This is a genomic window from Marinobacter salicampi (assembly GCF_011074795.1).
Classification (GTDB): Bacteria; Pseudomonadota; Gammaproteobacteria; order Pseudomonadales; family Oleiphilaceae; genus Marinobacter; species Marinobacter salicampi.
In genome coordinates, this window is the sequence record NZ_JAAMPF010000027.1 from 93,816 (window position 1) to 118,212 (window position 24,397).

Below are 24,397 nucleotides of genomic sequence, written 5' to 3' on the forward strand. Positions count from 1 at the left end.
GCGACTTTAATCTCGCCTCCCCTCCCTCTAGGATGGCTTGACACCTTATTCCGGCACACGGCAAGAAGCGTATGACTCCACACCCCATTCAAGTTTTCCTTTCCCACGGCCTGGAAAGCGGCCCTGACGGCACCAAGATTCAGGCCCTGAAATCCGAGGCTGAAAAAGTTCCGGGGATCACAGCAACCGCACTGGATCACCGCGACACCAGGGATCCTCTCCTTCGTCTGGAGCAGCTGCGGCAGGCCATGATGGAGAACAACGCAGACCCCGCCCATACCCTTCTGGTGGGTTCGAGCATGGGCGGTTGGGTTTGTGCCCAGGCCAGCGCTGATCTCCCTGTGCTTGGGTGTTTTCTGCTGGCACCGGCCCTGGCCATGCCGGATTACCCACGGTCCAGTCCGCAGATACAGGCCCGACACACCCAGATAATCCATGGTTGGCAGGATGATGTGGTGCTGCCTACTCCTGTCATCGAACTCGCACAGCGCCAGGCGCTACCCCTACTCCTGCTGCCCGACGGGCACCGTCTCCAGGACAGCCTGGACAGAATCTGCGCCGAATTCCGGCTGTTCCTGACACGCTGCCTTGAAGACCGCTGAGCTGTCAGTCTTTAATTCTTGGGCTCACCCCTGTTATTTTGTTTCTGAAGACCTATCTCTGTACTAGAACACCGTAAAAGGAGCTCACAACCACAGGTTGAAGCCAAAGGCACAGACAGGGAGAGCATCAGATGCCGAGGAAGAAGCTCAAACCCAAACTGCAGTTGGAGTATCTGTCCGTCCTTGACGACAAGGGGAAGCTCGACAAGGACCTGGAACCGAAAATAGACGGTAAGACACTGAAGCGGATGCACCGCGTCATGCTGTTATGCCGGCGCTTTGATGAACATTTGCTTAAATGGCAGCGCCAGGGACGGGTTGGAACCTTTGCACCGGTCAAGGGCCAGGAAGCAAGCCAGATCGGCTCCGTTGCAGCCCTTAAGGACGAGGATTGGGTGGTGCCCAGCTTTCGCGAGACCGCAGTTGCCCTGTGGCGAGGCACGCCCCTCACCGGCCTGATCCTTTACAACGCCGGCTACAATGAAGGCGGCCAAATTCCCGAAAACCAGAATGACCTGCCCATCTCTATTCCGGTGGCCTCCCAGATGTGCCAGGCCGTGGGCATCGCCTATGCCATGAAAATCCGCCGGGAAAAGAAGGTGACCATGGTCTATTTCGGCGACGGCGCCACTTCCGAGGGGGATTTTCACGAGTCTCTCAACATGGCCCAGGTCTTCAACACGCCGACCGTTTTTCTGTGCCAGAACAACCACTGGGCGATCTCAGTGCCCCGGGAGCAGCAGACGGCCTCATCCACTCTCGCCCAGAAGGCCCTGGCCTATGGCATGCCGGGTATCCAGGTGGATGGCAATGACCTGCTGGCGGTCTACGCCGCTACCCAGGAAGCGGTCGAGCGCGCGCGCAAGGGCGAAGGCCCTACCCTTATTGAATGCGTCACCTACCGGCTATCGGTACACACTACTGCCGATGACCCCAGCAAATACCGCTCCGATGACGAAGTGGAAACCTGGATGGAGCGGGACCCCATCATTCGCATGCAGCAGTATCTGAAGGATAAAAAACTGCTGACCGAAAAGCAGATCAAGAAAATTGACGAAGAGGTGGTGGAGGAGGTCAACAAGGCCTGGGACGAGGCCGCGGAGCAAATGGAAGACCTCGGGGATCCTCTCGACATGTTCGACCATGTGTACGCCGACATGCCCCCTTACCTCAAGGAACAAAGGGACGCCCTGAAACAGAGCATGGAGGTTCGCCGTGGCTGAGCTGACGATGGTTGAGGCCATAAATATGGCCCTGAAACAGGAAATGGAGGCAGACGAATCGGTACTGGTGCTGGGCGAGGACGTTGGCGTGGATGGCGGTATCTTCCGGGTGACTGACGGTCTTCTGAAGCAGTTCGGCGAGGACCGGGTCATGGATACCCCTGTGGCCGAGTCCGGCATCGTTGGCATGGCCACCGGCATGGCTATTTACGGTATGAAGCCGGTATGTGAAATGCAGTTTTCCGGCTTCAGCTATTTCGCCTTCCACCAACTGGAAGGCCAGACATCCCGCATGCGCTGGCGCTCCCGCGGTCGTTACACCGTCCCCCTGGTGTGCCGAATGCCCTACGGTGGTGGCGTTCGGGCGCTGGAGCATCACTCCGAAAGCCGGGAAACCTACTTCGCCCATACCCCGGGCCTCAAGATGGTCATCCCGTCCGGGCCACGGAACGCCCGGGCCTTGCTGGTGAGCGCCATCCGTGACCCGGACCCAGTTATTTTCTTCGAACCCAAGCTGAACTATCGCTCATTCAGGGAAGAAGTGCCTGAGGAAGCGGAAACCCTGCCCATTGGTGAGTCCCAGGTTGTGCGGGAGGGTCGCGATCTTACCCTGATTACCTATGGCGCCCTTACCCAACGTTCCCTGCAAGCGGCAGAGCAGCTGGCTGACGAAGACGGCGTGGAAGCTGAGGTGATTGATCTGCTGTCGATCTCGCCTCTGGATGACAGGAAACTGAGCGAGTCGGTGCAAAAAACCGGTCGGGTGGTCATCGTGCATGAGGCCCATCGCAGTTTCGGTCCGGGCGCCGAGATCATCGCGCGCATCAACGAAAAGTCGTTCTATTACCTGGAGGCGCCTGTGGAACGCGTTGCGGGCTATGACGTTATCACGCCCTTCTTCGCCCGGGAGCAGGATTACATTCCGGATGTCAGCCGCATCATTGAGGGCGCCCGGCGGGCGTTGAGTGCGTAAACAAGGAGCAATTGCATGGCCAAGGAATACAAGCTGGAAGACCCCGGCGAAGGCATCACCGAAGCTGAAATTGTAGGCGTACACGTATCCGAAGGCGACCAGGTCAAGGACGGCGACCTGCTGGTGAGCGTGGAGACCGACAAGGCCGTAAACGACATTACTGCACCCTTCAATGGCACGATCAAGTCCGTGGAAGTGAGCGAGGACGACTTTATAAAAGTAGGCCAGGTGCTTGTAACCTATACCGAAGAGGGAGACTCCGGGCAGGAAGACACTGACGAAAGAGATGACGAAACCGATAGCGCCGAATCCGACAATACGGCGCCACCAGAGCAAACATCGGATGATCAGGACGAGGAAGAGACCGCCGGAGCAGCAACCGGTGAGAGCGAGCAAGCTGATGATGACGATCAAGGCGATGACGATCATGAAGAGGCCGCCGGAAAAGAACCCCCCGAAACCGGCACGGGCTCCCGGAAACAGCAACAGAATAAGGACGCGGCGCATCAAGAGCCGGTACCTGCCGCGCCCGCAACCCGAAAACTGGCTCGTGAGCTGGATGTGGATCTTCATCAGGTAGAGCCCAGCGGTCCCGGTGGACGAGTGGTCAAGGAGGACGTCAAAAGTGTCGCCGAGGACGAGTCCCGGGAGCCGGAAGGTCAGGAGCCGAAACCCGACACTGAAAAGGAAACCAGCGAGGCCCGGCGGCCCGAAACCCCCGCCCTTCCAGACTTCGAGCGCTGGGGCAGCGTCGAGCGACAGAAGCTGAGGTCGGTGCGACGCGCAATCGCCCGGCAGACCGCCAGTGCCTGGCAACAGATCCCCCATGTGATGCATCAGGATGTGGCTGACGTTACCGAACTGGAACGCTTCCGGCGCCGGCACAAAGATGCGGTAGAAGCGCGCGGTGGCAAGCTGACACTGACAGTGCTGGTACTCAAGGCGGCGGTGGCGGCCCTCAAGCAGTACCCCCGCTTTAATGCCAGCCTGGACGTCACCAATGATGAGGTGGTACTGAAGCACTACCATCACTTTGGTATGGCTGTGGCCACAGACAGAGGCTTGCTGGTGCCTGTGATCCGGGATGTGGACCGGAAGGATGTCACCGAACTTGCCGTCGAAACCGTGGAACTTGCCAACAGGGCACGGGACGGCGAACTGAGCCGTGACGAAATGGTGGGTGCAAGCTTCAGCATTACCAACCCCGGCTCCATTGGCGGGACCAGCTTCACCCCCCTTATCAACGCCCCCGAGGCGGCCATTCTTGGCATGTGTGCCACCAGGCTTGAGCCTGTGGCGGTGGGCGATCTGGACAACTACCGAATCGAAGCCCGCCTTCAGCTCCCCCTGTGTCTTACCTATGACCACCGGCTAAACGATGGCGCAGACGCTGCCGGCTTTTTGAGAACCATTATTCAGATATTGCAGGATCCTGAATCCTTCCTGCTCGCAGTCTGAGCCAGGCCCTGGCCGAGCTGTCGATCCCTTGAGCCAGGGCCCTGCATTTAAGCTAGAATGCTGCTCTTGAATCGATGGGGCCGTGCCCCCGGTGGCATGTGTGTGGCGGAGGTCAGGGTTTGAAAAAGTTTGCGCTGTTGAAAACAGGATCAACCTACGGACCCGTCCGCGACCGCTTCGGTGATTTTGAAGACTGGTTCCTGAAGGTACTGGGGCCGGACCTGAATATTCGCGTAATTCACGTGGCCGAGGGCGAGGACCCGGGTGTGCCAGCCGACTGGGACGGCATTCTGGTTACCGGCTCGCCTGCCATGGTTTCAGACCGTGAGCCTTGGAGTGAAACCACAGGGGCCTGGCTGGCCCGGGCGGTAGGCGAGGCGGTTCCGCTGCTGGGCGTATGCTATGGGCACCAGCTGCTGGCCCACGCCCTCGGAGGCCTTGCGGATAACCGTGCTGAAGGTCGGGAGTCGGGTACCTTCGACATACGGCTGTTGCCGGAAGCCAATGATGATCCGCTATTCGGCAGTCTGCCTGAGTGTTTCCCCGCCCATCTGACCCATCGCCAGTCAGTGCTCCGCCTGCCAGCTGGGGCTGTGCCTCTGGCCCATTCCGATAACGAGCCCCATCAGGCATTTCGTATAGGTGACTGCGCCTGGGGCGTGCAGTTTCACCCGGAGTTCACCCCCGAAGTCATGATTGCCTATCTTGAGACCCAGGCTGAGGCGCTCAAGGAAAGTGGACAGTCGCCCGAAGCGCTTAGGTCCGCTGTGCGGGAGGCTGCTATGGCAGCCAGTCTGCTGAACCGTTTTGTCAGCTACGTCGAGTCCAGGGTTAAACAGGCATCCTGAACCAGCCGCTACTTTTCAAAAAAGCGCGGGTTACGGGCGACAAAATTGGCAATCCAGCGTTCGAGAAAGGATTTGTTGTGGGCCAGCTTGAGATAACGCCAGCCCAGGATTGAAATGATCAGGGCGCCGATGGCGTCCACTATCAGGTCCCACATGGTGTCCGTCAGGCCGGATGGATCCCCCAGCATGGCCTTCTGCATGTTCATGCCAGCCAGCTGATCCATGGCGAATTCGAATATTTCCCACAGAGCCCCTACCCCGAGGGCGAACAGAAATGCAAAGAACGCCACAAAGCCGGGTTTCATGTGCACGTCAATGCGCTCGGCCTCGTTCATGATGTGAACCAGCAGAAACCCGACGATACCCAGCAGGAACCCCGACGTAGTGTGAAGCGCAATGTCCCACCACCAGAAGCGGGTGTAATAACCATGAATTTCACCAAGGAAAAGCGAAGCAAACACAAAGGCGATAGCCAGCAGCTGAAGCTCCGGCGGTATATAGATGCGAAAGCGACGCTCCAGCGCCAGGGGGAAAAACGTAATGATGATAATGAGGCTGCTCAGAAAAGCGACAAACCACTGCCTGCCCCATAAGGCGAATAGGGCTTCCGCCAATAGGATCAGCTGCAGCACAAGGGTGATTTTCTGATGGGTGACGCGGATCTTCATGAATATTTGGGGCTTTTGGCAGTATTTTGTCCACCCTACCATATAAAGCGGAACCCGATGACCTCAACTATCGTTCTATGACAGGGGCAAAACGTGCTCTACTGAGCAGCGGGCCACACTGCAAGAACAGCCCGTTACCTCAATAATAATCATGATTTACAGGAGTTTGAGATGCGTACAATACGGACATACCTTCGGCAGGTTTCGTTTGTTATGGCCATTCTTATGGCGTTTGCTACCGTCTGGGCCTCCCCTGCGGTTGCCAGCGTTGTGGGTACCGGCGAGTTGCTTCAGGAACAGCAGGTTGATCTGGACCGGTCGTCACTGTTGAGCATGCTTGAACAGCAAGAGGTCAAGGACAAGCTGGCGGAGATGGGTGTCAGCCAGGCGGATGTTGAAGAACGCATCAACAACCTTACGCCACAGGAGCTCGCCCAGTTCGAGCAGCAGTTGGCGGACGATCCGGCCGGCGGCAGCGTGGTGGGTATTATCGTGCTTTTCCTGCTGGTCTTCGTGGTGACCGATATCCTCTGTGCCACCAATATCTACCCCTTCATCAACTGTATCCGATAACCTGCGTGATAACCCAAACGTGCCAGGTATCACCATAAGACAGTGTACAGGTATCGCCATCAGTCTCGGGCTGATGGTGGTTCTCAGCGGCTGCGCCACCCGACCCGAGTGGCCGGCCCAGCCTGCTCATACGCCCATCCCCGAACACTATTCCGCTACCCGTCTTGATCAGCGCCAGTTGCTGGACCATGTGCCTTTCCATGGCCAGGAACTCTTTCAATGCGGGCCCGCTTCCCTTGCCATGATGCTTAACAGCCAGGGTCTGACCACCGATCCCAATGAGCTGAAAAACAAGGTCTACCTGCCCGACCGTGAAGGGAGCCTGAGAGTCGAGCTGGTTGCCACCGCTCGAAGTTACGGACTCGTGGTCTATCCCCTTCAGCCCTCACTCAGCCATTTACTCTCGGAAGTGGCGGCCGGCCATCCGGTCCTGGTTATGCAGAACCTGCGACTGAGCTGGTGGCCGCAATGGCATTTTGCGGTAGTTGTGGGGTTTGATCCGGACCCACGCAGAGTCATTCTGAACACCGATACCCGGGAGCAACACGAGGAAACGCTGGAGGTCTTTATGGCAACCTGGACCCGTGCCGGAAACTGGGCGGCGGTCATGCTGCCGCCGGATCAACTGCCGGCCACGGCCGAGCCGCTGCCTTACCTTATGGCGGTCAATGATCTGGAGGTTACCGGGCATACCGAGGCGGCAAGTCAGGCCTATGCCATGGCTGAAGTTACCTGGCCCGAACAGCCAGCGCCCATCATGGGACAGGGCAATATTGCCTATCAGCAGGCCGACTGGTCCTCAGCGGTGCAACATTACCTGCGCCTGACACAGAAATTTCCCGAACTTGGAGCGGGCTGGAACAATCTTGCCCATGCCCTCGGGCAGACTGGCTGTCATGCCCAGGCCGAGGAGGCTCTTGAGCATGCCCGATCATTAAATCCCGACCGTTTTTCCGAACCTCTGGAAAGCGACAGCTCCGGCGCTGCCAGCGCCTGTCCGGTCATGGCTCAGTGACTCTGTCTATTGAGTCGCCAGTTCGTCGGTTCCTCGCAGAATGGCCTGAAGCAGCTCGTCCGCATCGAATTTGGTGAGGGCTTCATTGGCGCCGACCTGGTTGGCATAGCTCAAGCTCATTTCGCTGTTCAAGGAGGTATGCAGAATGATGTATGGCTGCTTGATGCTGGGGTTGTCACGGACGTTGAAGGTAAGCTCGTAACCGTCCAGACCGGGCATCTCGATGTCACTTACCAGAACGTCCACGCCCTTGCCGGTTTTATCCGCTGCCAGTAGCTTTTCCAGCGCATCCTGACCGTTTGATGTCACCTGGTAGGGCACGCTTTTGCTATCAAGCACGTCGGACAGCTGTTTGCGGGCAACCTGGGAATCGTCCACAAGCAGGATATTGATATGCTTCAGGCGCTCGCTCTGAACGTCCGTCAGGACCACATCCTCGCCCTCACCGGTGCTCGGGTAGACCAGCGACAACAGAAGCTCCACGTCCAGCAGCTGGACCATCTGATCCTCGACATTGATCAGACCAGTCACGAACGCCCGCTCCCCAAGCACGGCCGGAGGTGAGGTAACATTCTTCCAGTCGGCCTCTACGATCTTGCGGACGTTACGCACCAGAAAACCGATCTCCCTGCGCTGGACGTCCGTAATGATAATGGAGCCTGCCTGCTTTTCTTCTTCGTTCAGCGGTGCGTACCCCACGGCTGCTGCCATATCGATCACCGGCACGGCTGCATCGCGGAACATGGTGGTTCCGATAACGGCAGAGTGACTATATGGCAATCTGGTAAGCCTGCGGAACGGCATGATTTCACGTATTTTAAGCGTACCTATGGCGAAGGATTTATGCCCGGCCAGGGTAAAAAGTAGAAGTTTTTGGGGGGGTGCAGCTCTGCTGGACATAAAAGGCTGAAACCTTACTCAACGTGGATGACGGTATAAGAACTCGGACAGGTACATTCCATGCACTGCGTTTGCTAGCCTGCGCCAGTACTTTACTTCAGAACACCCGCATCCCAATACATATTCAGGGAAACATTTTGTTTCCGGATGATATTGATCACCAGATACGAACGGAGCTTTGATGCTGGAAGATCTCAACGTGGTATGGCTGGGCTCCATTGCCAGCCTGCTTGCTGGTATGGGTACCGGGCTTGGAGCCCTGGGGGTTTTCCTGGTCCGGAAACTGTCAGACGCTCTTCAGGATAGCCTGCTCAGCGCTGCGGCCGGGGTAATGCTGGCGGCCTCATTCTTCTCGCTGCTCCTGCCCGGGCTGGAATATGGCGAGGACCTCACCGGTGAGGTCTGGTCGGCGGCACTGATGGTCATCGCTGGCATCTTGATGGGCGCGATCGCCCTCTATACCATCCACCAGAGTCTTCCCCACGAACACTTCAAGCTGGGGCGGGAGGGGCCAGAGCAGGCAAAGAAGATCCGGCGGATCTGGCTGTTCATCATCGCCATTGCCCTGCACAACTTTCCCGAGGGCATGGCGGTTGGGGTTGGCTTTGGCGGTGGCAACATCAGCAATGGCATCGCGCTGGCCATTGGCATCGGCCTGCAGAACATCCCCGAAGGGCTTGCCGTGGCCGTGTCGCTGCTCTCTATCAACCTTTCCCGGACAAAAGCCTTCTGGATCGCTTTTCTTACAGGGCTGCTTGAACCAATAGGGGGAGTGTTCGGGAGCGCCATGGTATGGCTGGCCGAACCGCTGATGCCCTGGACACTCGGCTTCGCCGCCGGTGCGATGCTGTTCATCATCAGTGATGAAATCATTCCTGAGACCCATCGAACCGCCTACAAAACCGTAGCGACCTTTTCCCTGCTCGGCGGCTTTGTGGTGATGATGTTCCTGGACGCAACCCTGGCCTGACGTGACCGGCGGACCAGCCCAACGAACCCTTGCTGAAACCCGGCAGGCTGAGTAAAGGAAAAACAATGGCAACACAGGTCAGAAACTCGCTGATGGATGTGCTCACCGCTTGCCAACCCAGGCGCCTTCTAGTCTGCGGCTCGCTGGCAGCAGAGCTGGGCGCCGAATGGGCCAAGGCCCAGCCGGAGGTCGAACTGGCCGAAGCCCAGCAATTACAGCCACAGGGCGAACCGACCCTTTCCCAGCCCCATGACCTGGCGTTGATTACCGATGTGGTGGCGACGCTGCCCAGGGAACAAGGCTTATTACTGCTTGGGCATATACGCAACTTTGGCACCCAGCAGATAGCGGTTCTGAATGAGGAAGACCAGGGACTGACCTTTAACGATTACATCAGTCTGGGTTTTGTCAGGCAGGCCCGGTTTGATAGTGACCCGGTACTGACCCTGTTCACCTACAATATTGCCAACTACAACCGCAAACGGGACTGGAATAACCCAAAGAACTGGGCCAACCCCGAAATGTGGGATAAAGCCCGCTGGTAAGGGGCTAAGGGGTTACACCGCCGCTAGTAACGCTCGGTTGCGATCGGTTTCAGCTGGCCCTTGTTATAACCCAGTCGTCCTGTCGCGACCGCGTTGCGCCTGATTTCCGCCACTGGCTTGATCATGAACAGGTCTCCGTTCTGGCCTACCAGACATTTCGGTACACCGACCTCCCTGGCCTGCGCGGCGTTCGCCTCCATATGCTCGCCCTCGCCGTGGACCGGGGCCAATCTCGCCACAGCCGCCGAGCGGCAGGAACACACCCACACGCAAGTGTTGGCTCGAAAAATGCTTGGATGCTATGAAGTTGTATCAGAACGATCATATTTCGTCGGCACAGGAGGCTCGTTGTGTCACTACTCGCATCCCTGGCTCGTGCCAGCGCCAGCTTACTCACGGTTCCCGAAGGTCAGACTTCTGCTGCGAACGCCCGCAAGGCGTCCATGGGCAAGGCCCCTGAAGGGTCCGCTGAAGGTCTGTACGAAGGCGTCACCCTTAACGGCGGTGAGCTTCCAAAGGCCTCGGCACGACTGGCGGTCAAGCAGTACAAGTCTGATGTAGGGCAGGATGCTGCCTTTGTCAGGGAAACCCTGCGGCATAAACTTGCCGAGTATGGCGTTAATCCCGGGGCAAGGCTTGCCATCGAGAAAACGGACTCGGGCCTTCACCTGACCGCCCACCTGCCCGAAACGACCCGTAGCCAGATCGAGCAGGATCTGAACAACAACAAACCGTTCAAAGACGCCTTTAGCCGGCTGAGTGTCAATGAACCGACGCTGGCGTTTGTGGATACCGCCCTGAAACTCAACAAAGCCTACGGCGTCAACAACTCGCTGCTGGATACCATCGTCAGCGAAAACCAGCAGTTCAACGGTCTGCAGGATCTGGTTCACCGCTACGACAGCCTTCGCAAGACAGCAAGCTCAGAACTTCTGGACGCCGCGGGCGCCCAGCGCAGCTACGCCTTCAGCTTCAACGCCCAGGCCTGACTCGGCCTGCCCTTGCCCGGACGCTCCTGATCGACGATTCAGTCCTGCTGAAACGGTGCGGGATCGCCCTTGCCGACCCTGGTCACCTCAGGCACCGGCCCGCACATGTTGACCACGGTGGTGGCCTCCGGGCCACAGAAGCCGCCATCGATGATCAGGTCCAGCTCGTGTTCCAGGGTGTCACGGATGTGCTCGGAATCGGTCATCGGATCGGTTTCACCCGGCAGTATGAGCGTGCTGCTCATCAGGGGCTCCCCTAACTCCTCAAGCAGGGCCTGAACAATGGCATTGTCCGGCACCCTGATGCCGATGGTACGTCGCTTTGGGTGCTGAAGTCGCCGTGGCACTTCGCTGGTGGCGTCCAGAATGAAAGTATAGGGCCCTGGCGTAAACGTCTTGAGCAGGCGGTACTGAGTATTGTCCACCTTGGCATACGTGCCGATGTCGGACAGGTCACGGCACATCAGAGTGAAGTTGTGCTTGTCGTCCAGGCGCCGGATACGCTTGATACGATCAGCCGCCTGCTTGTCGTCGAGCTGGCAGCCAATGGCGTAAGCCGAGTCTGTCGGATAGACGATGACTCCGCCTTTGCGCAGGATGCCCACGGCCTGGTTGATCAGCCGCTTTTGCGGTGTTTCCGGATGTATGTGAAAAAACTGGCTCATCGGGCCTCCTGCTCAGGCTTCGCTGGCGCGGTCGTGCTTCGAGCCACCCATGCATTGGGGTGAATCCGGCGCCGTGCCCTGACGGGCGGCCCACTCTTCCGGGGAATAGGTGTGTAACGCCAGGGCGTGAACCTCCCCCGCCAGCTCCTCGGCCAGGGCCTGGTATATGCCCTGATGGCGCTTCACCTTACCCGTACCTTTGAACGCCTCGGTGACCAGGGTCACTTTGAAGTGGGTTTCCGAGTTTGGTGGCACATTGTGCATATGGCTTTCATTTTCCACAGTGAGATGAACCGGCCTGTACTGTTCAGCCAGTTTCTGCTCAATGGACGTTTTTATCGACATCCTCGGGCAACTCCAAGTGCTTTGAAATTGATTATCCGAAGCTGCGGCAGCCAGCTCCGACAGGTTTCGTGCCAGTGTACTACAGCATACGGCATGCTGCTTAGTGGTTGACAGAAACCCGGGGATTCGCCATCTTCCGGAGCCCCTTATTACTGTAAATCACCGAACTGACAACCCAAGAGCTAGTCAGCGTCGGCGGAGCCCGGATCCAATGCGCCTTTTCATTGCCGAGAAACCCAGCCTGGGCCGCGCCATAGCGGCGGCACTGCCCGGACCGATGGAGAAAGGCCCGGGCTGGCTCAGGTGTGGTTCCGGCGATGAGGCAGTAGTGGTTAGCTGGTGTATCGGCCACCTGCTTGAACCCGCCGAGCCCGGTTTTTACGACCCGCGCTGGCAGCGCTGGCAACTGGCAGACCTGCCCATCTTTCCCGACCGGTGGGCGCTTTCACCCCGCGACACTGCCCGCACCCAGCTGAAGGTGCTGGAAGGGCTTATACGCAAGGCCGAGGTCATCGTCCACGCCGGCGACCCGGACCGGGAGGGCCAACTGCTGGTGGATGAGGTCATCCTGCACGCCGGCGCAAAGTGCCCGGTTGAGCGGGTGCTGATCAACGACCTTACCCCCCAGGCAGTCGCGAGGGCGATCAGCAACCCGATCGACAACAGACAGTTCCGCCACCTATCTCACTCTGCCCTGGCCCGCCAGCGCGCGGACTGGCTGTTTGGCATCAACCTCACCCGGTTCTGCACCCTGTCTTACCGGCAACAGGGCGAAAAAGGGGTTTACTCGGTCGGCCGGGTACAGACACCGGTACTGGGACTGGTGGTGACCCGCGACGCGACCATTGCCAACTTTACACCCCGGCCCTATTTCCGGCTCAGCATCACCTGCCATGCCACCGATGCCGAAAACCAGGAACCCTTCCAGGCTCGCTGGGTCGCCGACGAGGCCTACCGCCACCATCTGGATGAAGAAGACCGTCTGCTCGATGGTGACACTGCGCGGCAGATAGCCGCCGAAGTGGAGGGCCGGCCAGGCACCGTGACGGAAGTCCGGTTCAGGGACCGCAAGGAGCCGCCACCCCTGCCGCTGTCGCTTTCAGTGCTCCAGATCGAAGCTGGCCGGCTCTACCAGATGGGCGCCAAAGAGGTTCTGGACATTGCCCAGAACCTGTACGAAAAACACCAGCTTATTACCTACCCGCGCTCGGATTGCCGCTACCTGCCGGAAGGCCATTTTGAACAGCGCCAGGGCGTTGTAAGCGCCATTGGCAAGGTTGCCACTGACCTGCTCGAGGCCACAGCCCAGGCTGATCTGGACCTGCGCTCCGCAGCCTGGAACGACAAGAAGGTGGACGCCCACCACGGCATCATCCCCACCAGCCGGGCCCGGCCGGCAACCAGACTGAGCCAGGGCGAGGCTTGCGTATACGATCTGGTCAGCCGCTACTACCTGATGCAGTTCAGCCCCGAAGCCATCCACCGGGAAGGCCGGCTTGGCCTGACCATCGGCGAACACCGCTTCCGGGCCTCAGAAACGGCCGTTTTCAGTGCTGGCTGGAAGACTCTGGAAATACGCTTGCGGGAGGCCCGCGAGACACCGGACAAACGGGCATTACCCAGGCTGGTCAAAGGCGACCCGGTGCTGTGTGACACCGCCGATCTCAAGGAGCGCCTGACCCAACCACCCCATTATTTTACCGACGCGACCCTACTCTCGGCCATGACCAACATAGCCCGGTTTGTCAGTGATGCGGAGTTACGCAAAACCCTGCGGGACACCGATGGCCTGGGCACGGAAGCAACCAGGGCCAGCGTCCTCGAAACCCTTTTCCGGCGTGACTACCTCAGGCGGGACGGGCGCTTTATCAAGGCCACGGAGAAAGGCCATGGCCTGATAGCCGTATTGCCGGACTCCATAAGCCAGCCCGACAGGACGGCGCGCTGGGAAATGACCCTGGAACAGATTCGCCGGGGCGAAGGTGACCCCCGGCAGTTCCTGGCCGATCTGAAAAGCGAAATCCTCAGCTTTCTCCAACGCCCGGCGCGACAGGCAGGACCTGCACCCGTCTCGTCTCCCGCCGGACCTGAAGCGGAGTCCGCAGGCTCCGTCCATTGTCCAAAATGCCGCTCTCCCATGCGCCAGCGGACCGGCAAATATGGCGACTTTCTGGCCTGCACCCGCTACCCGGACTGCAACGGCACGCGGCCACTCGGTGAAGGCGTACCGACCGATGGCAGCAGTCAGAAACCTGTGCCCTGCCCCCACTGTTATTCGCCGCTGGTCCGACGGGAGGGCAAAAAAGGGTGGTTCTGGGGCTGCAGCAGCTATCCGGGCTGTCGCCAGACTGTCGACGATCATGAAGGCAAGCCGGTTCTGCCCGGGAACCTACCGTTACGCAAGGCTACGAAACGACACTGACCTTACCTGAACACTTTGTCAGAATGTCCCGTGGATCAATGTGATATCGGGCCATTCGTGCCTGATCGCCGGCACCGTTGAAGTATCAGGAGAGTCGTATGCGAATTGCCCTGCTGGAAGATGAGAAAGAACAGGCCCAGCATATCCAGGCCCTCTTGTCGGAACGCGCCCATGACTGTGACGCCTTTTCCACAGGCCAAGCGTTTCTCAGCGCAGTGCAGCACCGCAGTTACGATCTGCTGATTCTGGACTGGCAAATCCCTGATATGACCGGTATTGATGTGCTGCGCAGCGTTCGAGCCCAGCTTAACTGGTCCATTCCTGTGGTGTTCCTGACCCAGAGGGATAGCGAACAGGATATCGTGGAAGCCCTGGATGCCGGTGCAGACGACTATCTGGCCAAGCCAGCCCGTCCGGCGGAGCTGATGGCTCGCATCCACGCCCTGGCTCGTCGAATCAACCCGGACAATGAAAAGGAAACCCTGACGTTCGGCCCTTTCGAAATTGACACCCAGGTCCGCACCATCACCCTGCGTGGGACTCTGCTGACTCTCACCGACAAAGACTATGACCTGACCCTGTTCCTGTTCAAGAACCAGGGCCGCCTGCTGACCCGGGACATGCTCCTTGAACGGGTCTGGGGAGTCACCCGGGACATCAATACCCGCACCGTCGACACCCACATGAGCCGGCTGCGCCGGCGCCTGGGACTCAATCCGGACAATGGCTTCCGCATCAAAACCATCTACCAGCGCGGCTACCGTCTGGAAGCCATGACTACGTCAGCGCCGGCAGAGTCCGCCCATGCCGAGGCCGGATAACCCTGTGCCTTCATGGAACCTAACCCGATGCCGATGGAGAGCCTTATTCCGGGCCGTCACTCTGCTGTGCCTGACCCTTGGCACATCTTCTGCGTTCGCTGAACTGGGCGTTGCTACAGGCTCCCACACGGGTTCGCTCGGATCCAAGATTGCCGTGGTGCCGGAGTGGAGCTACACCCTCAGTCCGGATGAGACCTTCCAGGAAGCGGCGGACGCTCTGCTGGCAAAGGGCATAAGCAGCAGTCAGCTGGCCCGGCACAACCGCATCGCCAACCCCATCATCCTCAAGGGCGGCGATCGGATCAGAATCCCCATGCACTGGCTCAAACGCCAACCAGAACCTGCCACCATCAGCGCAGCTTCGGGCCAGGGTCACGTCAGGCTTGCCGGCAACAGCCGCGCCCAGCCCATGCAGACCGGGATGCTTCTTCGTGTCGGAGATGAACTCGCGACCCAGCAGGGTACTGCCACCATCAAACTCGGCGACAGCTCGATGATATGGGTGGAGCCCAACTCCCGCCTGGTGTTCAACAGGCTGACCCAATATGGCCGCACCGGCATGGTGGACACCCGGATGCGCCTAATCAAGGGGCGAGTCAGTACCGATGTGGAGCCTATGGTCGAGGATGGCTCCCGGTTCGAAATTGAAACCCCGTCAGCTGTGGCTGCAGTGCGTGGTACCAGATTTTCCCTTGCCAGCGACGGGAGCAAGAGCCTGCTGAGAGTTACAGAAGGTCTGGTCGCGTTCGGCCCGCCTGGCAACCAGCGTCAGATACCGGCGGGCTTCAGTGCCAGCGTCGACTCGCCATCCAGTCGCGGAGTGGAAATTCGCCGCCTGCCCCCTGTCCCCGAAACATCGGCGCTCGCGCCAAGCCTGGACCGGCTACCAGCCACCCTGACTTGGAAAGCTAATGGAGCACCGGCCCATCAGCTGGACGTATTCGACCTTGCAACCGGCCAGAATGTACTCAGCCGCCTTACCGGGGACTCGTCAACCACCCTGGCACAGCTGGACAATGGCCGTTACCGGGTCGAGCTTGCGGCGGTTACCCGCTCAGGCATTGCCGGGCTGCCCGCTGTCCAGGAGGTGGACGTTGATCTGAAGGCCAGAGCAGCCACACTGCTGAGCCCAGCTGCCGGGGAGAGCCTCAATGACGATATGCCCGAATTCATATGGCGCTATCTGGGCGAAAATGAGGTGGGGCGCCTGGAAATTTCAGCAAAAGATGATTTTGGCAACCTGGTGGCAACCAGCGAGTGGGCATCGGATACCTCGGCTCTTCCCTCGCGCCCCCTCAGCCCGGGGGAATACTACTGGCGCGTGGTGACGGAAGCCGGCGGCAATTCGGTTGCCACCAGCGAACCCCGGAAGATGCTGGTCAATGGCACCCTGCCCCCCGCCAGAATCATCAACATCAACTACATCGATAGCCAAGTCCGCATTTTCTGGGAATCGGTCGCCACTGCCAATGACTATCTTCTCCAGCTGTCGGAGGATCCCGGCTTTCAGAATATAGTAAAGGAAGCTACTGTCGGGGATACGACCGCGGCCTTGCGTCTGATTCCCGGAAGGCGGTATTTTGTTCGCCTGAAAGCTCTTTCTGAAGGTCCGCTGGCCAGTCGCTGGGGCCCCGGACGGGAGCTGTTTATCGAGTGATCACCCAGTGACAACCTCACAGTAGGGCCCATGAAACGGGATTGGCTTTTCTTTCATCACATATCCTGGACGCTGGCCCTGCCTCTCTTTGCGCTCCTTGTTCTGCTTAACCAGACCTTCGCACCGGAACGCCTGGACGCCTGGCTCTACGATGTCCTGATCACCGCCTATCCGGCTCCGGTGGCCGATAACGTCGTAGTGGTGGGAATCGATGAGAAAAGTCTGGAGACGTTGGGGCGCTGGCCCTGGCCCCGTTCAGTCCATGCTGAACTCATTCAACGGCTTGACGCGGCCGGCGCACGCACCATCGCTTTCGACGTTCTGTTTCCCGAGCCCTCGGCCCATGACAGCGTTATGGCTGAAGCCATGAACCGTCACGGTGACACCGTGCTCGCCATGCACCTGGCCTCACCGTCTGCGGGTCGGCTGATGTCGGCTGTGCTGCCCACCCCTCAGCTGTCTGAGGCTGCAGCAGCACTAGGGCACGCTCATGTAGAGCTGGACGCCGACGGCGTGGCCCGTGGCCTTTACCTGTTCAATGGCCTGGGGGATCAACTCTGGCCAAGTCTCGGGCTTGCGGCGCAACGCCAGCCTCTGGCCCAGGCTCGGACAGGGCCGGATAGCCAGAACAGCCCGGCCTTCATGAACGTGCGCAAGCACTTCGTCGCCGTGCCCCTGGCTGGACAATCCGGCACCATTCCCACCTATTCTTTCTCCGATGTTCTTGCCTCCGAGTCTCTGGCACCCCTGTTCAGGGACACAACCGTGTTTATAGGTGCAACCGCGCCGGGCTTCGGTGACATACTGCCGACGCCTTTTTCAAGTCACGCCAGTCCCATGTCGGGGGTCGAGTTCCATGCCAACAGTTACTCCGCTCTGCAAACCGACGCATTGATCACGCGAGTTCAGGGAACAGTTTCCTGGTGGCTGCCGGCTATCGTCATCATAGTGCTGGCCCTGATGCTGCCGAGGCTGCGCCCTGCCCGAACCCTGGCGCTGTGCAGCGCTCTGGTGGGGCTTCTGTTGCTAATGGTGAGCAGCGCCATGTTTATCGGCGGGCTCCATTTCCCGGTCGCATCGGCATTACTGATGCCGGTCTTTGCATTCCCTTTGTGGAGCGCCCGTCGGCTTGCCATGACCAACCGCTTTCTCAACCGGCAACTTGATGAGCTGGGTCGAGGCCGCCAACTGAGCCTTTCCGAGCCAGCACAGCGTCACCCCATGCAGCTGGTTGAACACCTGGCGTCGCTGTTACAGGCAGAAGGCTGGTGGTTGTCTTGGGGCGATGAGGTCCTTGCCAGCAAAGTCCTGAGCGCAAAAGATCAGCCCCCCCTGCCGACGCCGGGGGACTGGACTCACAGTGATAACCAGAGCTGGGTCAGACTCATACGAAACGGTGAGGTGTTTATTCTTGGGTTGCTGCTGCCCCAGGACATGACCCTGGATGCCAGCCAGCGCTATCTCCAGCGCCTTGCCCTCGTCAACCGGAACCAAGCCGGCAGCACACGCCTGACCCAGGAGAATATTTCAGCGCGTATTGAACGTGTCCGACTTGCCACCGAACGCCTGCACAGCATGCAGACGTTTATAGGCCGCAGTTTCGAACGTATGCCCGACGGAATCATTGTCACCGACGCCCTGGGTGTCATCCAGTTTACCAATGGGCACATAGAAGAATGGTTCGGTGAGCCCCGGCCCAGCCTGATTGGCATGCCCCTGACGCGGCTGTTGCAGGGACACGACCCGAGGGATACGCCCCCCTGGTACGAAACCGTATCTGAAACTTTGACGATGCAGCAAAGCCGAACCGTGGACCTACGGATACGGGACAAGGATTTTCTTATACACTTCGCACCGTCCGATCTCACCGACGGACGTCAAAGCGGCATCATCGCCAACATAGCGGATATTTCCGAGCTTCGCGCCCAGCAGCGGCAGCACCGGGAGGCTATCGACTTTATTTCCCACGATGTACGCTCGCCGCTAGTTTCCCAGCTGGCTCTTATCGAGCAGCTCAAACGCAGTCCGGAGCAGATAATGCCCGAGCAGCTGGACCAGCTTGGCCGCCTTGCCCGGCGCAGCTACCAGCTGGCAGAGGAATTCGTGCAGCTTGCCCGGGCAGAGCAGCTGACGGAAACGCGGTTTTACGAGTGTGAGTTCCTTGCCATTGTTGAGAATGCCCGTGACAGTGTCATTGAGCAGGCAGCCGAGAAGGGGATCGAGGTGCACTTACAGGGCTGCGACGACATCTGGCTGAATGGTAATGCCGAGTTGCTGGAGCGTGCGGTCATCAACCTGCTGACCAATGCCGTCCAGTACAGCGACAGCGGCTCAACCGTGACCATACAGGTGTTCGAGGCCGGGCATCAGGCGTGCCTTACGGTAGCAGACGAGGGCTCGGGGATCGCGACCCATGAACTCCCTTTTCTGTTTGATCGTTACCGCCGTCAGAAGAGTAGTGAGCTCTCAGGCAACCACGGCACCGGACTGGGCCTGTCATTTGTGAACGTTGTGGTGGAAAAACACAGGGGAGAAATTGCGGTGAAGTCTGCCGAGGGTGTTGGCTCCACCTTTACACTCAAACTGCCCATGGCCGACCCCGACTATGGCCGCAGATAACCCATATCAGAACCCCTATCAGGGGTAACTCAAGTCAGATCACCTTACTAACAACCTGGGAAGGCGCACTGGCGAGCCCGTAGGTGTCGACAACCTGAATCGCAAAATACCATTCGCCGTTGGTGAGGTTGGCAACGGTGTAATCCATGGTGCTGGCTTCAATGATCTCGACACGACGATCAAGCTTCGATGGATCCTGCCCGTACAGAATGATGTAGCCCTTCAGCTCGCCCATCGCCAGACCTTCTCCGTTTATGCGGGTGGCTGGCGCATTCCAGCTCAAGGAAGCCGTTTTACTGCCTGAGAAAGCCTTGGCTTCGGATGCTGAACCAAGATCCGTCAAGTCATCGACACAACCACTCAGGGCTCCCGCCATCAGAATCGCTGCAATACCCGTTAGTGTTCTTGTTATGACGCGATTTATCATTGCTCCACCATTTCCCCGACGACTTTGTGAAATTGTATGAAAAGCAACGAGGATATTGCGTGCGATAGGTCTGTATTTCGAGGGCAAAAATGTCAATAACTTGTCACCGAAAGTATCCGGCGAAGTGTTTTAGCGGGGCTGAAGCAGCATTAAACTGCAGAATATGGCTTAATTAAGACATATAAATTACTGTTTTCAGTTGAATAAATTATATACTAGCTATTGGGCATGGCCCTAAGCCTTGTTTACTAAAGGTAAAATATTCTATAGCTATTTTTGTGGCTCATTTCGCTACAGAACACAAACCCGCGCCAACAACCGACTAAAATTTGCCGCATTACCACTGCATCAGGATGAGTCAGATTTTTTCAGTCATTTATTTGACAGGTCTTCAACGAGCACGACGAAGGTTGCGGACGGTTATTGAGGAACCTTTCCAGTCGCCGTCGGGTAGTCGGGAGCTCTCGTTCGGGCACTTGTTAAAAAGGTAAACCCAGGCCGGGCCGAACGCCGTTTTGAGCAACTTGCGGGTATAGAGGCCTGTGCGGGGAGCGCCGGCCTTATAGTCTTCAAGCTCATCCAGACGGGCCAGCAGAGGTATGTTGACTTCGTACACCTCGACGGTCACGCCTCTGGAAGGCCGCTCCAAGGCCGCAGGAAACGGCCCCAGGTCATAAAGGGTGATGGAAAAAAGGCGCTCAGAGCCGAGAAAACGGGCGCCTTTCAGAAGAACGTGGTTGCTGTGGTTCTGTTTGAGGGTGCCGTAGACGGCGACGCGGATCGAAGCCTGTGCATTGCTCATATCTGAAAGGTGTTCAGTAAGATTCCGGTCTGCGAGTTACCCGTACCGGGAAACATCGGCGGAGGCCCGTGCCAGCGCCACCGCATCTGCTCCCCTTAGCCTGTCGGCTCGAAATCAGCCTGTCTTGGCTGTTTTTCGGGGTTGATCGCCTGTCGGCGCTTTTTTCTCCGCCGGCTTGCGGGTGGTGCGCCTGGCAACTTCTTTCGGTTTGCGTTGGGGCGCCTCAGGTGCCGGCTGATTGCGCAAATAGGAACCAGGCGCTGGCTCAATAATTGGCAACTCACCCTCTCCCGGTACTCTGGCGGCAACCTCACCGCCACTGAACTGCTCTGCCCACGTGACCCAGTCCGGCCACCAGGATCCCTCAAACTGTTCAGCGCCGATCAGCCACTCATCCGGTGACAGATCCGTGTTTTCGTTAATCCGATAACCGTATTTGTGCTTGTAGGGCGGGTTAATGATACCTGCGATATGGCCAGAGCCACCCAGCACAAAGCGAACCGGCCCGCCGAGATAGCGCGAACCCTTGTAACAGGACACCCATGGCGCAATGTGATCCTCAATGGCTGAGGCAAAATAAGCAGGCACTTTAACCTTGCCAAGATCAATAGGCGTTCCAGCAAGGGTTATGCCGCCGGGCTCGCCCAGACGATTCTCAAGATACATGTTTCGCAGGTAAAAGCTGTGCATGGCGCCTGGAAGCCTGGTGGAGTCTGAGTTCCAGTAAAGCAGATCAAAAGGTGGGGTTTCCCGCCCCAGGAGGTAATTGTTGATGAAGAAGGACCAGATCAGGCTATTGGCCCGTAACATGTTGAAGGCAGAAGCCATTGCAGCGCCTTCAAGATAGCCCTGCTTTTTCATGACTTTTTCCAGTTTCCTGATCATGTCTTCGTCAATGAAGACCTTCAGGTCACCGACGTCTGAAAAATCCAACAGGCTATTGAAAAAAGTCGCGCTCTTTATGCGTTCGTCATCACGAGCTGCCAGCCAGGCAAGCGTGCATCCAAGCAGGGTTCCCCCAATGCAGTAGCCGACCGCGTTCACCTCGCTTTCGCCGGTAGCCTCCTGAATGGCATCCAGGGCCTCCACTGGACCCTCCAGCATGTAGTCTTCAAAACCCTTGTGGGCATGCTCTTTGCCCGGGTTAACCCAGGAAATAACAAATACGGTATGGCCCTTCTCCACCCAGTATCGTATGAATGATTTTTTGGCACCCAGGTCCAGTATGTAGTACTTGTTGATCCAGGGCGGAACGACCAGAAGCGGCCGTCGATGCACTGTTTCGGTAGCCGGCCGGTACTGGATCAGCTGCATCAAATCATTCTGGTAAATGACATCCCCGGGTGTATCGGCGAGATTCTTACCAACCTCAAAGGCATCCGGGTCCGACATCCTGAACGATATCCGACCATCGGCTTCGTCCAGATCCCGTAAAAAATTGGCAAAGCCCCGCACCAGGTTTCGCCCCTTTGTGTCGACCGTGGCTCTCAGCACTTCGGGATTGGTCAGAACGAAATTGCTGGGTGACAGTGCGTCAGTCACCTGATGGGTAAAGAAGCGGACTTTGTGACGGTCGTGCTCATCCAGGCCCCGGACATCTTCTATGGTGTCCTTGATCCAGCGATCCGACAGCAGATAGGCCTGCTTGAGAAAATTGAAGTAGGCAACATTGGACCAGGCGTCGTCCGCGAAGCGGGCATCATTCCGCTCGGGTGCCACCACCCGCATGGGCTCCCGGCTGACCAGGCTCACGATGGCCCCACCACTAAGCATACTAGTGTTCTGCACCAGCCGCATCTGGGCGGTAATGATAGTATCGGGCTGTGTGGCAAATTTCCCGGTGAAGCGAAGAAAGGGTTTCGCCATACTTTTATAGCTGACCGGATTAGGGCGACCGCCTTTTAAGCGCCTTACCACTGAGCGCATAATCACGCGACTTCCGTGCGCCCCTGCACGGGCCAGCGCCTTGCGTACACCTGGGCCTTCTTGATCACTACTGGAAACTGGCTTGATGGCCTTCTTAGACATTGGCGTTCTCCCTGTTTCACCATCGCCGGCCAGCGTCGAGGGCCTACGCGATTTCGAACACTGCGCTATATCCTGTGGATCCGATGCGTCGACCTTCAGATTGACGCACCGAGTTTTTGTTGCCCGCTATGAATTTAGCAGAGGGCAAAGAACGCAACAAGAAACCTTGGCAAGCTGCGCTTCAGGCGTTACGGATAAACTTCTGTAGCCTCGGAGCTATTTCCTCCCGCCAGCGACGACCATTGAATGTGCCGTAGTGGCCGACTCCAGGCTGTAGGTGATGTACCCGCCGGTTCTCGGGAATACTGGTGCAGAGTTTGTGGGCTGCGCGGGTCTGGCCCGGGCTTGAGATGTCGTCTTTCTCGCCCTCGATGGTCATCAGTGCCGTTTTGCGAATCGCTCCGGGATTCACCAGCCTGCCACGATGCTTGAAACAGCCCCGGGCCAGGTGGAATTCCTGGAAAACACGCTCAATGGTGTCCAGGTAATAGGTTTCAGGCAAATCCATCACTGCCAGATATTCATCGTAAAACTCTCTGTGGCGGGTGACCTCATCCGTGTCATCATCACGAATAGATCGGAACAGGCCCCGATAGGCATCCACATGCCTGTCGAAATTCATGTTGATGAAGCCGGTCAACTGCAGAAAGCCGGGGTAGACCTTGCGCATTGCGCCGGGATAGTTCACCGGAACGGTATGAATCAGGTTGCGCTTGAACCACGAAAGTTTGTGTTTCTTGGCCAGTTCGCAGGGCTCTGTCGGATCAACACGACCATCGACCGGGCCGCTCATCAGGGCTAGAGAACGAGGCGCCGACGGATGGTCGTCCTGAGCCATCAGCGCAGTTGCAGCCAGCACTGGCACAACGGGCTGACACACCGCCAGTACGTGCGTATCAGGGCCAATATGATCTATGAAATCAATGACATAGTCAATGTAGTCATCGAGCCCGAACTTACCTTCGGTAATCGGCACCATGCTGGCATCACGCCAGTCTGTGATGTAAACATCATGGTTTGGAAGCATTGCCTCCACAGTGCCTCTGAGCAACGAAGCGAAGTGGCCGGACAGTGGCGCCACAATCAGCAGCTTGGGGTCATCCGGACGATCGACATTGCGCTGGAAATGTTTCAGCTGACAGAAGGGATTGCGCTTGACTATGGTCTCGTTGACCAACACCGTCTCGCCGTCGCAAACCGTTGTGTCCAGGTTGAAGGCGGGCTTGGGATAACGCCTGGTGAGATCCTCAAACACGTTCAATGCCGAGGCAATACTGCGGGTTCCCGAAACCCTGGACCAGGGGTTCAAAGGGTGGCGAAGCAATTTACTCTGACCACCGGCCATAATGCGAGCCGGAGTCAGTGCGAAGCGACTCAATTCGTGAGCGAAGTACATCATAACGAAAGTTACCCATATTGAGCACTGTTAGTAGTACCTGGCTGGCTACCCTTCTCCATTGAACAGTGGCTCTGCGTCGCCAGGCAGGTCTGTGACATAGTTTTATCCTACGCCAATCTTTCGGCCAACGCGAAAGTGCGGGCTTCGATCCTGAGTCGCTTTTTGTCAGCTCTGTGGTGAGGGTCTGCCCGAAAATAACCAGATCAGCAGCTTACTGATCTGTCTCGCTATGAGTCAGTGGAAGAACGCATGAACAGGATGGCGATAAGGACCCGCCAGAAAGCAAGAAGCCGATCAGGCGATCGGCTTTTTTCAATAATGGTAGCGGAGAGCAGACGCGACCAGCGTCTGCGGCAGCAGCTTTGCGCCGCAGGCCCATAAACAGTGCTGACACACATGCCACCGCCAGAAAGCAAAAAGCCGATCAAAAGATCGGCTTTTTTCAATA

At 58.0% G+C, this 24,397-nt stretch carries 24 protein-coding genes; 14 read left to right on the forward strand and 10 right to left on the reverse strand.

What is annotated here, in order from left to right; all coding sequences use genetic code 11:
• The first annotated feature begins 71 nt into the window (after positions 1 to 71).
• The 5 genes from G7W63_RS16015 to G7W63_RS16035 all read left to right on the forward strand — a co-directional run bounded on the left by G7W63_RS16015 (position 72) and on the right by G7W63_RS16035 (position 5,104).
• A complete protein-coding gene (locus G7W63_RS16015) occupies positions 72 to 602 on the forward strand; it encodes a YqiA/YcfP family alpha/beta fold hydrolase (protein WP_166260504.1) in 531 nt (176 codons plus the stop codon).
• 131 nt (positions 603 to 733) lie between these two features.
• A complete protein-coding gene (gene pdhA / locus G7W63_RS16020; RefSeq protein ID WP_166260507.1) occupies positions 734 to 1,825 on the forward strand; it encodes a pyruvate dehydrogenase (acetyl-transferring) E1 component subunit alpha in 1,092 nt (363 codons plus the stop codon).
• 7 nt (positions 1,826 to 1,832) lie between these two features.
• Positions 1,833 to 2,798, forward strand: a complete 966-nt coding sequence (locus G7W63_RS16025) for an alpha-ketoacid dehydrogenase subunit beta (protein WP_479724287.1) — start codon at positions 1,833 to 1,835, stop codon at positions 2,796 to 2,798.
• A 15-nt stretch (positions 2,799 to 2,813) separates the two neighbouring features.
• The gene (locus tag G7W63_RS16030) at positions 2,814 to 4,256 is read left to right on the forward strand and encodes a dihydrolipoamide acetyltransferase family protein (protein WP_166260513.1); all 1,443 of its coding nucleotides are present in this window, start codon (positions 2,814 to 2,816) and stop codon (positions 4,254 to 4,256) included.
• 119 nt (positions 4,257 to 4,375) lie between these two features.
• On the forward strand, positions 4,376 to 5,104 hold the full coding sequence (locus G7W63_RS16035; RefSeq protein ID WP_242634451.1) for a glutamine amidotransferase: 729 nt from the start codon (positions 4,376 to 4,378) through the stop codon (positions 5,102 to 5,104).
• Positions 5,105 to 5,112: 8 nt separating this feature from the next.
• On the opposite strand, the gene G7W63_RS16040 is transcribed toward G7W63_RS16035, so the two are convergent.
• Complete coding sequence (locus G7W63_RS16040; protein WP_166260519.1) at positions 5,113 to 5,772, reverse strand: DUF2238 domain-containing protein; 660 nt, start codon at positions 5,770 to 5,772, stop codon at positions 5,113 to 5,115.
• A 171-nt stretch (positions 5,773 to 5,943) separates the two neighbouring features.
• On the opposite strand from G7W63_RS16040, the gene G7W63_RS16045 reads away from it, so the two are divergent.
• Both G7W63_RS16045 and G7W63_RS16050 read left to right on the forward strand, forming a co-directional pair.
• Entirely contained in the window at positions 5,944 to 6,345 is a 402-nt protein-coding gene (locus G7W63_RS16045; protein ID WP_166260522.1) for a PA2779 family protein, read from the forward strand.
• Positions 6,346 to 6,364: 19 nt separating this feature from the next.
• The gene (locus G7W63_RS16050; RefSeq protein ID WP_242634452.1) at positions 6,365 to 7,360 is read left to right on the forward strand and encodes a PA2778 family cysteine peptidase; all 996 of its coding nucleotides are present in this window, start codon (positions 6,365 to 6,367) and stop codon (positions 7,358 to 7,360) included.
• 6 nt (positions 7,361 to 7,366) lie between these two features.
• Here the strand turns inward: G7W63_RS16050 and G7W63_RS16055 are convergent, their stop codons facing one another.
• Positions 7,367 to 8,260: a chemotaxis protein gene (locus G7W63_RS16055; protein ID WP_166260525.1), complete on the reverse strand. Its 894-nt coding sequence runs from the start codon at positions 8,258 to 8,260 to the stop codon at positions 7,367 to 7,369.
• Positions 8,261 to 8,441: 181 nt separating this feature from the next.
• Between G7W63_RS16055 and G7W63_RS16060 the strand changes: the two genes are divergently transcribed.
• Positions 8,442 to 9,230: a ZIP family metal transporter gene (locus G7W63_RS16060; RefSeq protein WP_166260528.1), complete on the forward strand. Its 789-nt coding sequence runs from the start codon at positions 8,442 to 8,444 to the stop codon at positions 9,228 to 9,230.
• Between the two features lie 65 nt (positions 9,231 to 9,295).
• The gene (locus tag G7W63_RS16065) at positions 9,296 to 9,775 is read left to right on the forward strand and encodes a DUF6231 family protein (protein WP_166260531.1); all 480 of its coding nucleotides are present in this window, start codon (positions 9,296 to 9,298) and stop codon (positions 9,773 to 9,775) included.
• A 23-nt stretch (positions 9,776 to 9,798) separates the two neighbouring features.
• On the opposite strand, the gene G7W63_RS16070 is transcribed toward G7W63_RS16065, so the two are convergent.
• Positions 9,799 to 9,975 (reverse strand): hypothetical protein, encoded by a 177-nt coding sequence (locus G7W63_RS16070; protein WP_166260534.1) that lies wholly within the window; start codon positions 9,973 to 9,975, stop codon positions 9,799 to 9,801.
• A gap of 150 nt (positions 9,976 to 10,125) precedes the next feature.
• Here G7W63_RS16070 and G7W63_RS16075 point away from each other — a divergent pair, with 150 nt between their 5' ends.
• Positions 10,126 to 10,764, forward strand: a complete 639-nt coding sequence (locus tag G7W63_RS16075) for a hypothetical protein (RefSeq protein WP_166260537.1) — start codon at positions 10,126 to 10,128, stop codon at positions 10,762 to 10,764.
• A gap of 38 nt (positions 10,765 to 10,802) precedes the next feature.
• On the opposite strand, the gene G7W63_RS16080 is transcribed toward G7W63_RS16075, so the two are convergent.
• The gene (locus G7W63_RS16080) at positions 10,803 to 11,429 is read right to left on the reverse strand and encodes an L-threonylcarbamoyladenylate synthase (protein WP_166260540.1); all 627 of its coding nucleotides are present in this window, start codon (positions 11,427 to 11,429) and stop codon (positions 10,803 to 10,805) included.
• A gap of 12 nt (positions 11,430 to 11,441) precedes the next feature.
• Entirely contained in the window at positions 11,442 to 11,774 is a 333-nt protein-coding gene (locus G7W63_RS16085) for a BolA family protein (protein ID WP_166260543.1), read from the reverse strand.
• Positions 11,775 to 11,985: 211 nt separating this feature from the next.
• Between G7W63_RS16085 and G7W63_RS16090 the strand changes: the two genes are divergently transcribed.
• The 4 genes from G7W63_RS16090 to G7W63_RS16105 all read left to right on the forward strand — a co-directional run bounded on the left by G7W63_RS16090 (position 11,986) and on the right by G7W63_RS16105 (position 19,293).
• Positions 11,986 to 14,196 carry a DNA topoisomerase III gene (locus G7W63_RS16090; protein WP_166260546.1) on the forward strand — a complete coding sequence of 737 codons (2,211 nt, stop codon included), beginning with the start codon at positions 11,986 to 11,988 and terminating at the stop codon, positions 14,194 to 14,196.
• A 98-nt stretch (positions 14,197 to 14,294) separates the two neighbouring features.
• Entirely contained in the window at positions 14,295 to 15,017 is a 723-nt protein-coding gene (locus G7W63_RS16095; protein ID WP_166260549.1) for a response regulator transcription factor, read from the forward strand.
• A gap of 4 nt (positions 15,018 to 15,021) precedes the next feature.
• The gene (locus G7W63_RS16100) at positions 15,022 to 16,674 is read left to right on the forward strand and encodes a FecR family protein (protein WP_242634453.1); all 1,653 of its coding nucleotides are present in this window, start codon (positions 15,022 to 15,024) and stop codon (positions 16,672 to 16,674) included.
• A 30-nt stretch (positions 16,675 to 16,704) separates the two neighbouring features.
• Positions 16,705 to 19,293 carry a CHASE2 domain-containing protein gene (locus G7W63_RS16105; RefSeq protein WP_166260555.1) on the forward strand — a complete coding sequence of 863 codons (2,589 nt, stop codon included), beginning with the start codon at positions 16,705 to 16,707 and terminating at the stop codon, positions 19,291 to 19,293.
• A gap of 34 nt (positions 19,294 to 19,327) precedes the next feature.
• Here G7W63_RS16105 and G7W63_RS20035 read toward each other — a convergent pair whose 3' ends face one another.
• The 5 genes from G7W63_RS20035 to G7W63_RS19850 form a co-directional block, all read right to left on the reverse strand.
• The gene (locus G7W63_RS20035) at positions 19,328 to 19,720 is read right to left on the reverse strand and encodes a fibronectin type III domain-containing protein (protein ID WP_242634454.1); all 393 of its coding nucleotides are present in this window, start codon (positions 19,718 to 19,720) and stop codon (positions 19,328 to 19,330) included.
• A 391-nt stretch (positions 19,721 to 20,111) separates the two neighbouring features.
• Positions 20,112 to 20,522 carry a gamma-glutamylcyclotransferase family protein gene (locus tag G7W63_RS16115; RefSeq protein WP_166260558.1) on the reverse strand — a complete coding sequence of 137 codons (411 nt, stop codon included), beginning with the start codon at positions 20,520 to 20,522 and terminating at the stop codon, positions 20,112 to 20,114.
• A gap of 114 nt (positions 20,523 to 20,636) precedes the next feature.
• Entirely contained in the window at positions 20,637 to 22,295 is a 1,659-nt protein-coding gene (locus G7W63_RS16120; RefSeq protein ID WP_242634455.1) for a PHA/PHB synthase family protein, read from the reverse strand.
• A gap of 436 nt (positions 22,296 to 22,731) precedes the next feature.
• A complete protein-coding gene (locus tag G7W63_RS16125) occupies positions 22,732 to 23,949 on the reverse strand; it encodes a polyhydroxyalkanoate depolymerase (RefSeq protein ID WP_166260564.1) in 1,218 nt (405 codons plus the stop codon).
• Between the two features lie 227 nt (positions 23,950 to 24,176).
• The coding region (locus G7W63_RS19850; RefSeq protein ID WP_207308970.1) for a hypothetical protein at positions 24,177 to 24,397 on the reverse strand (221 nt) is incomplete at its 5' end.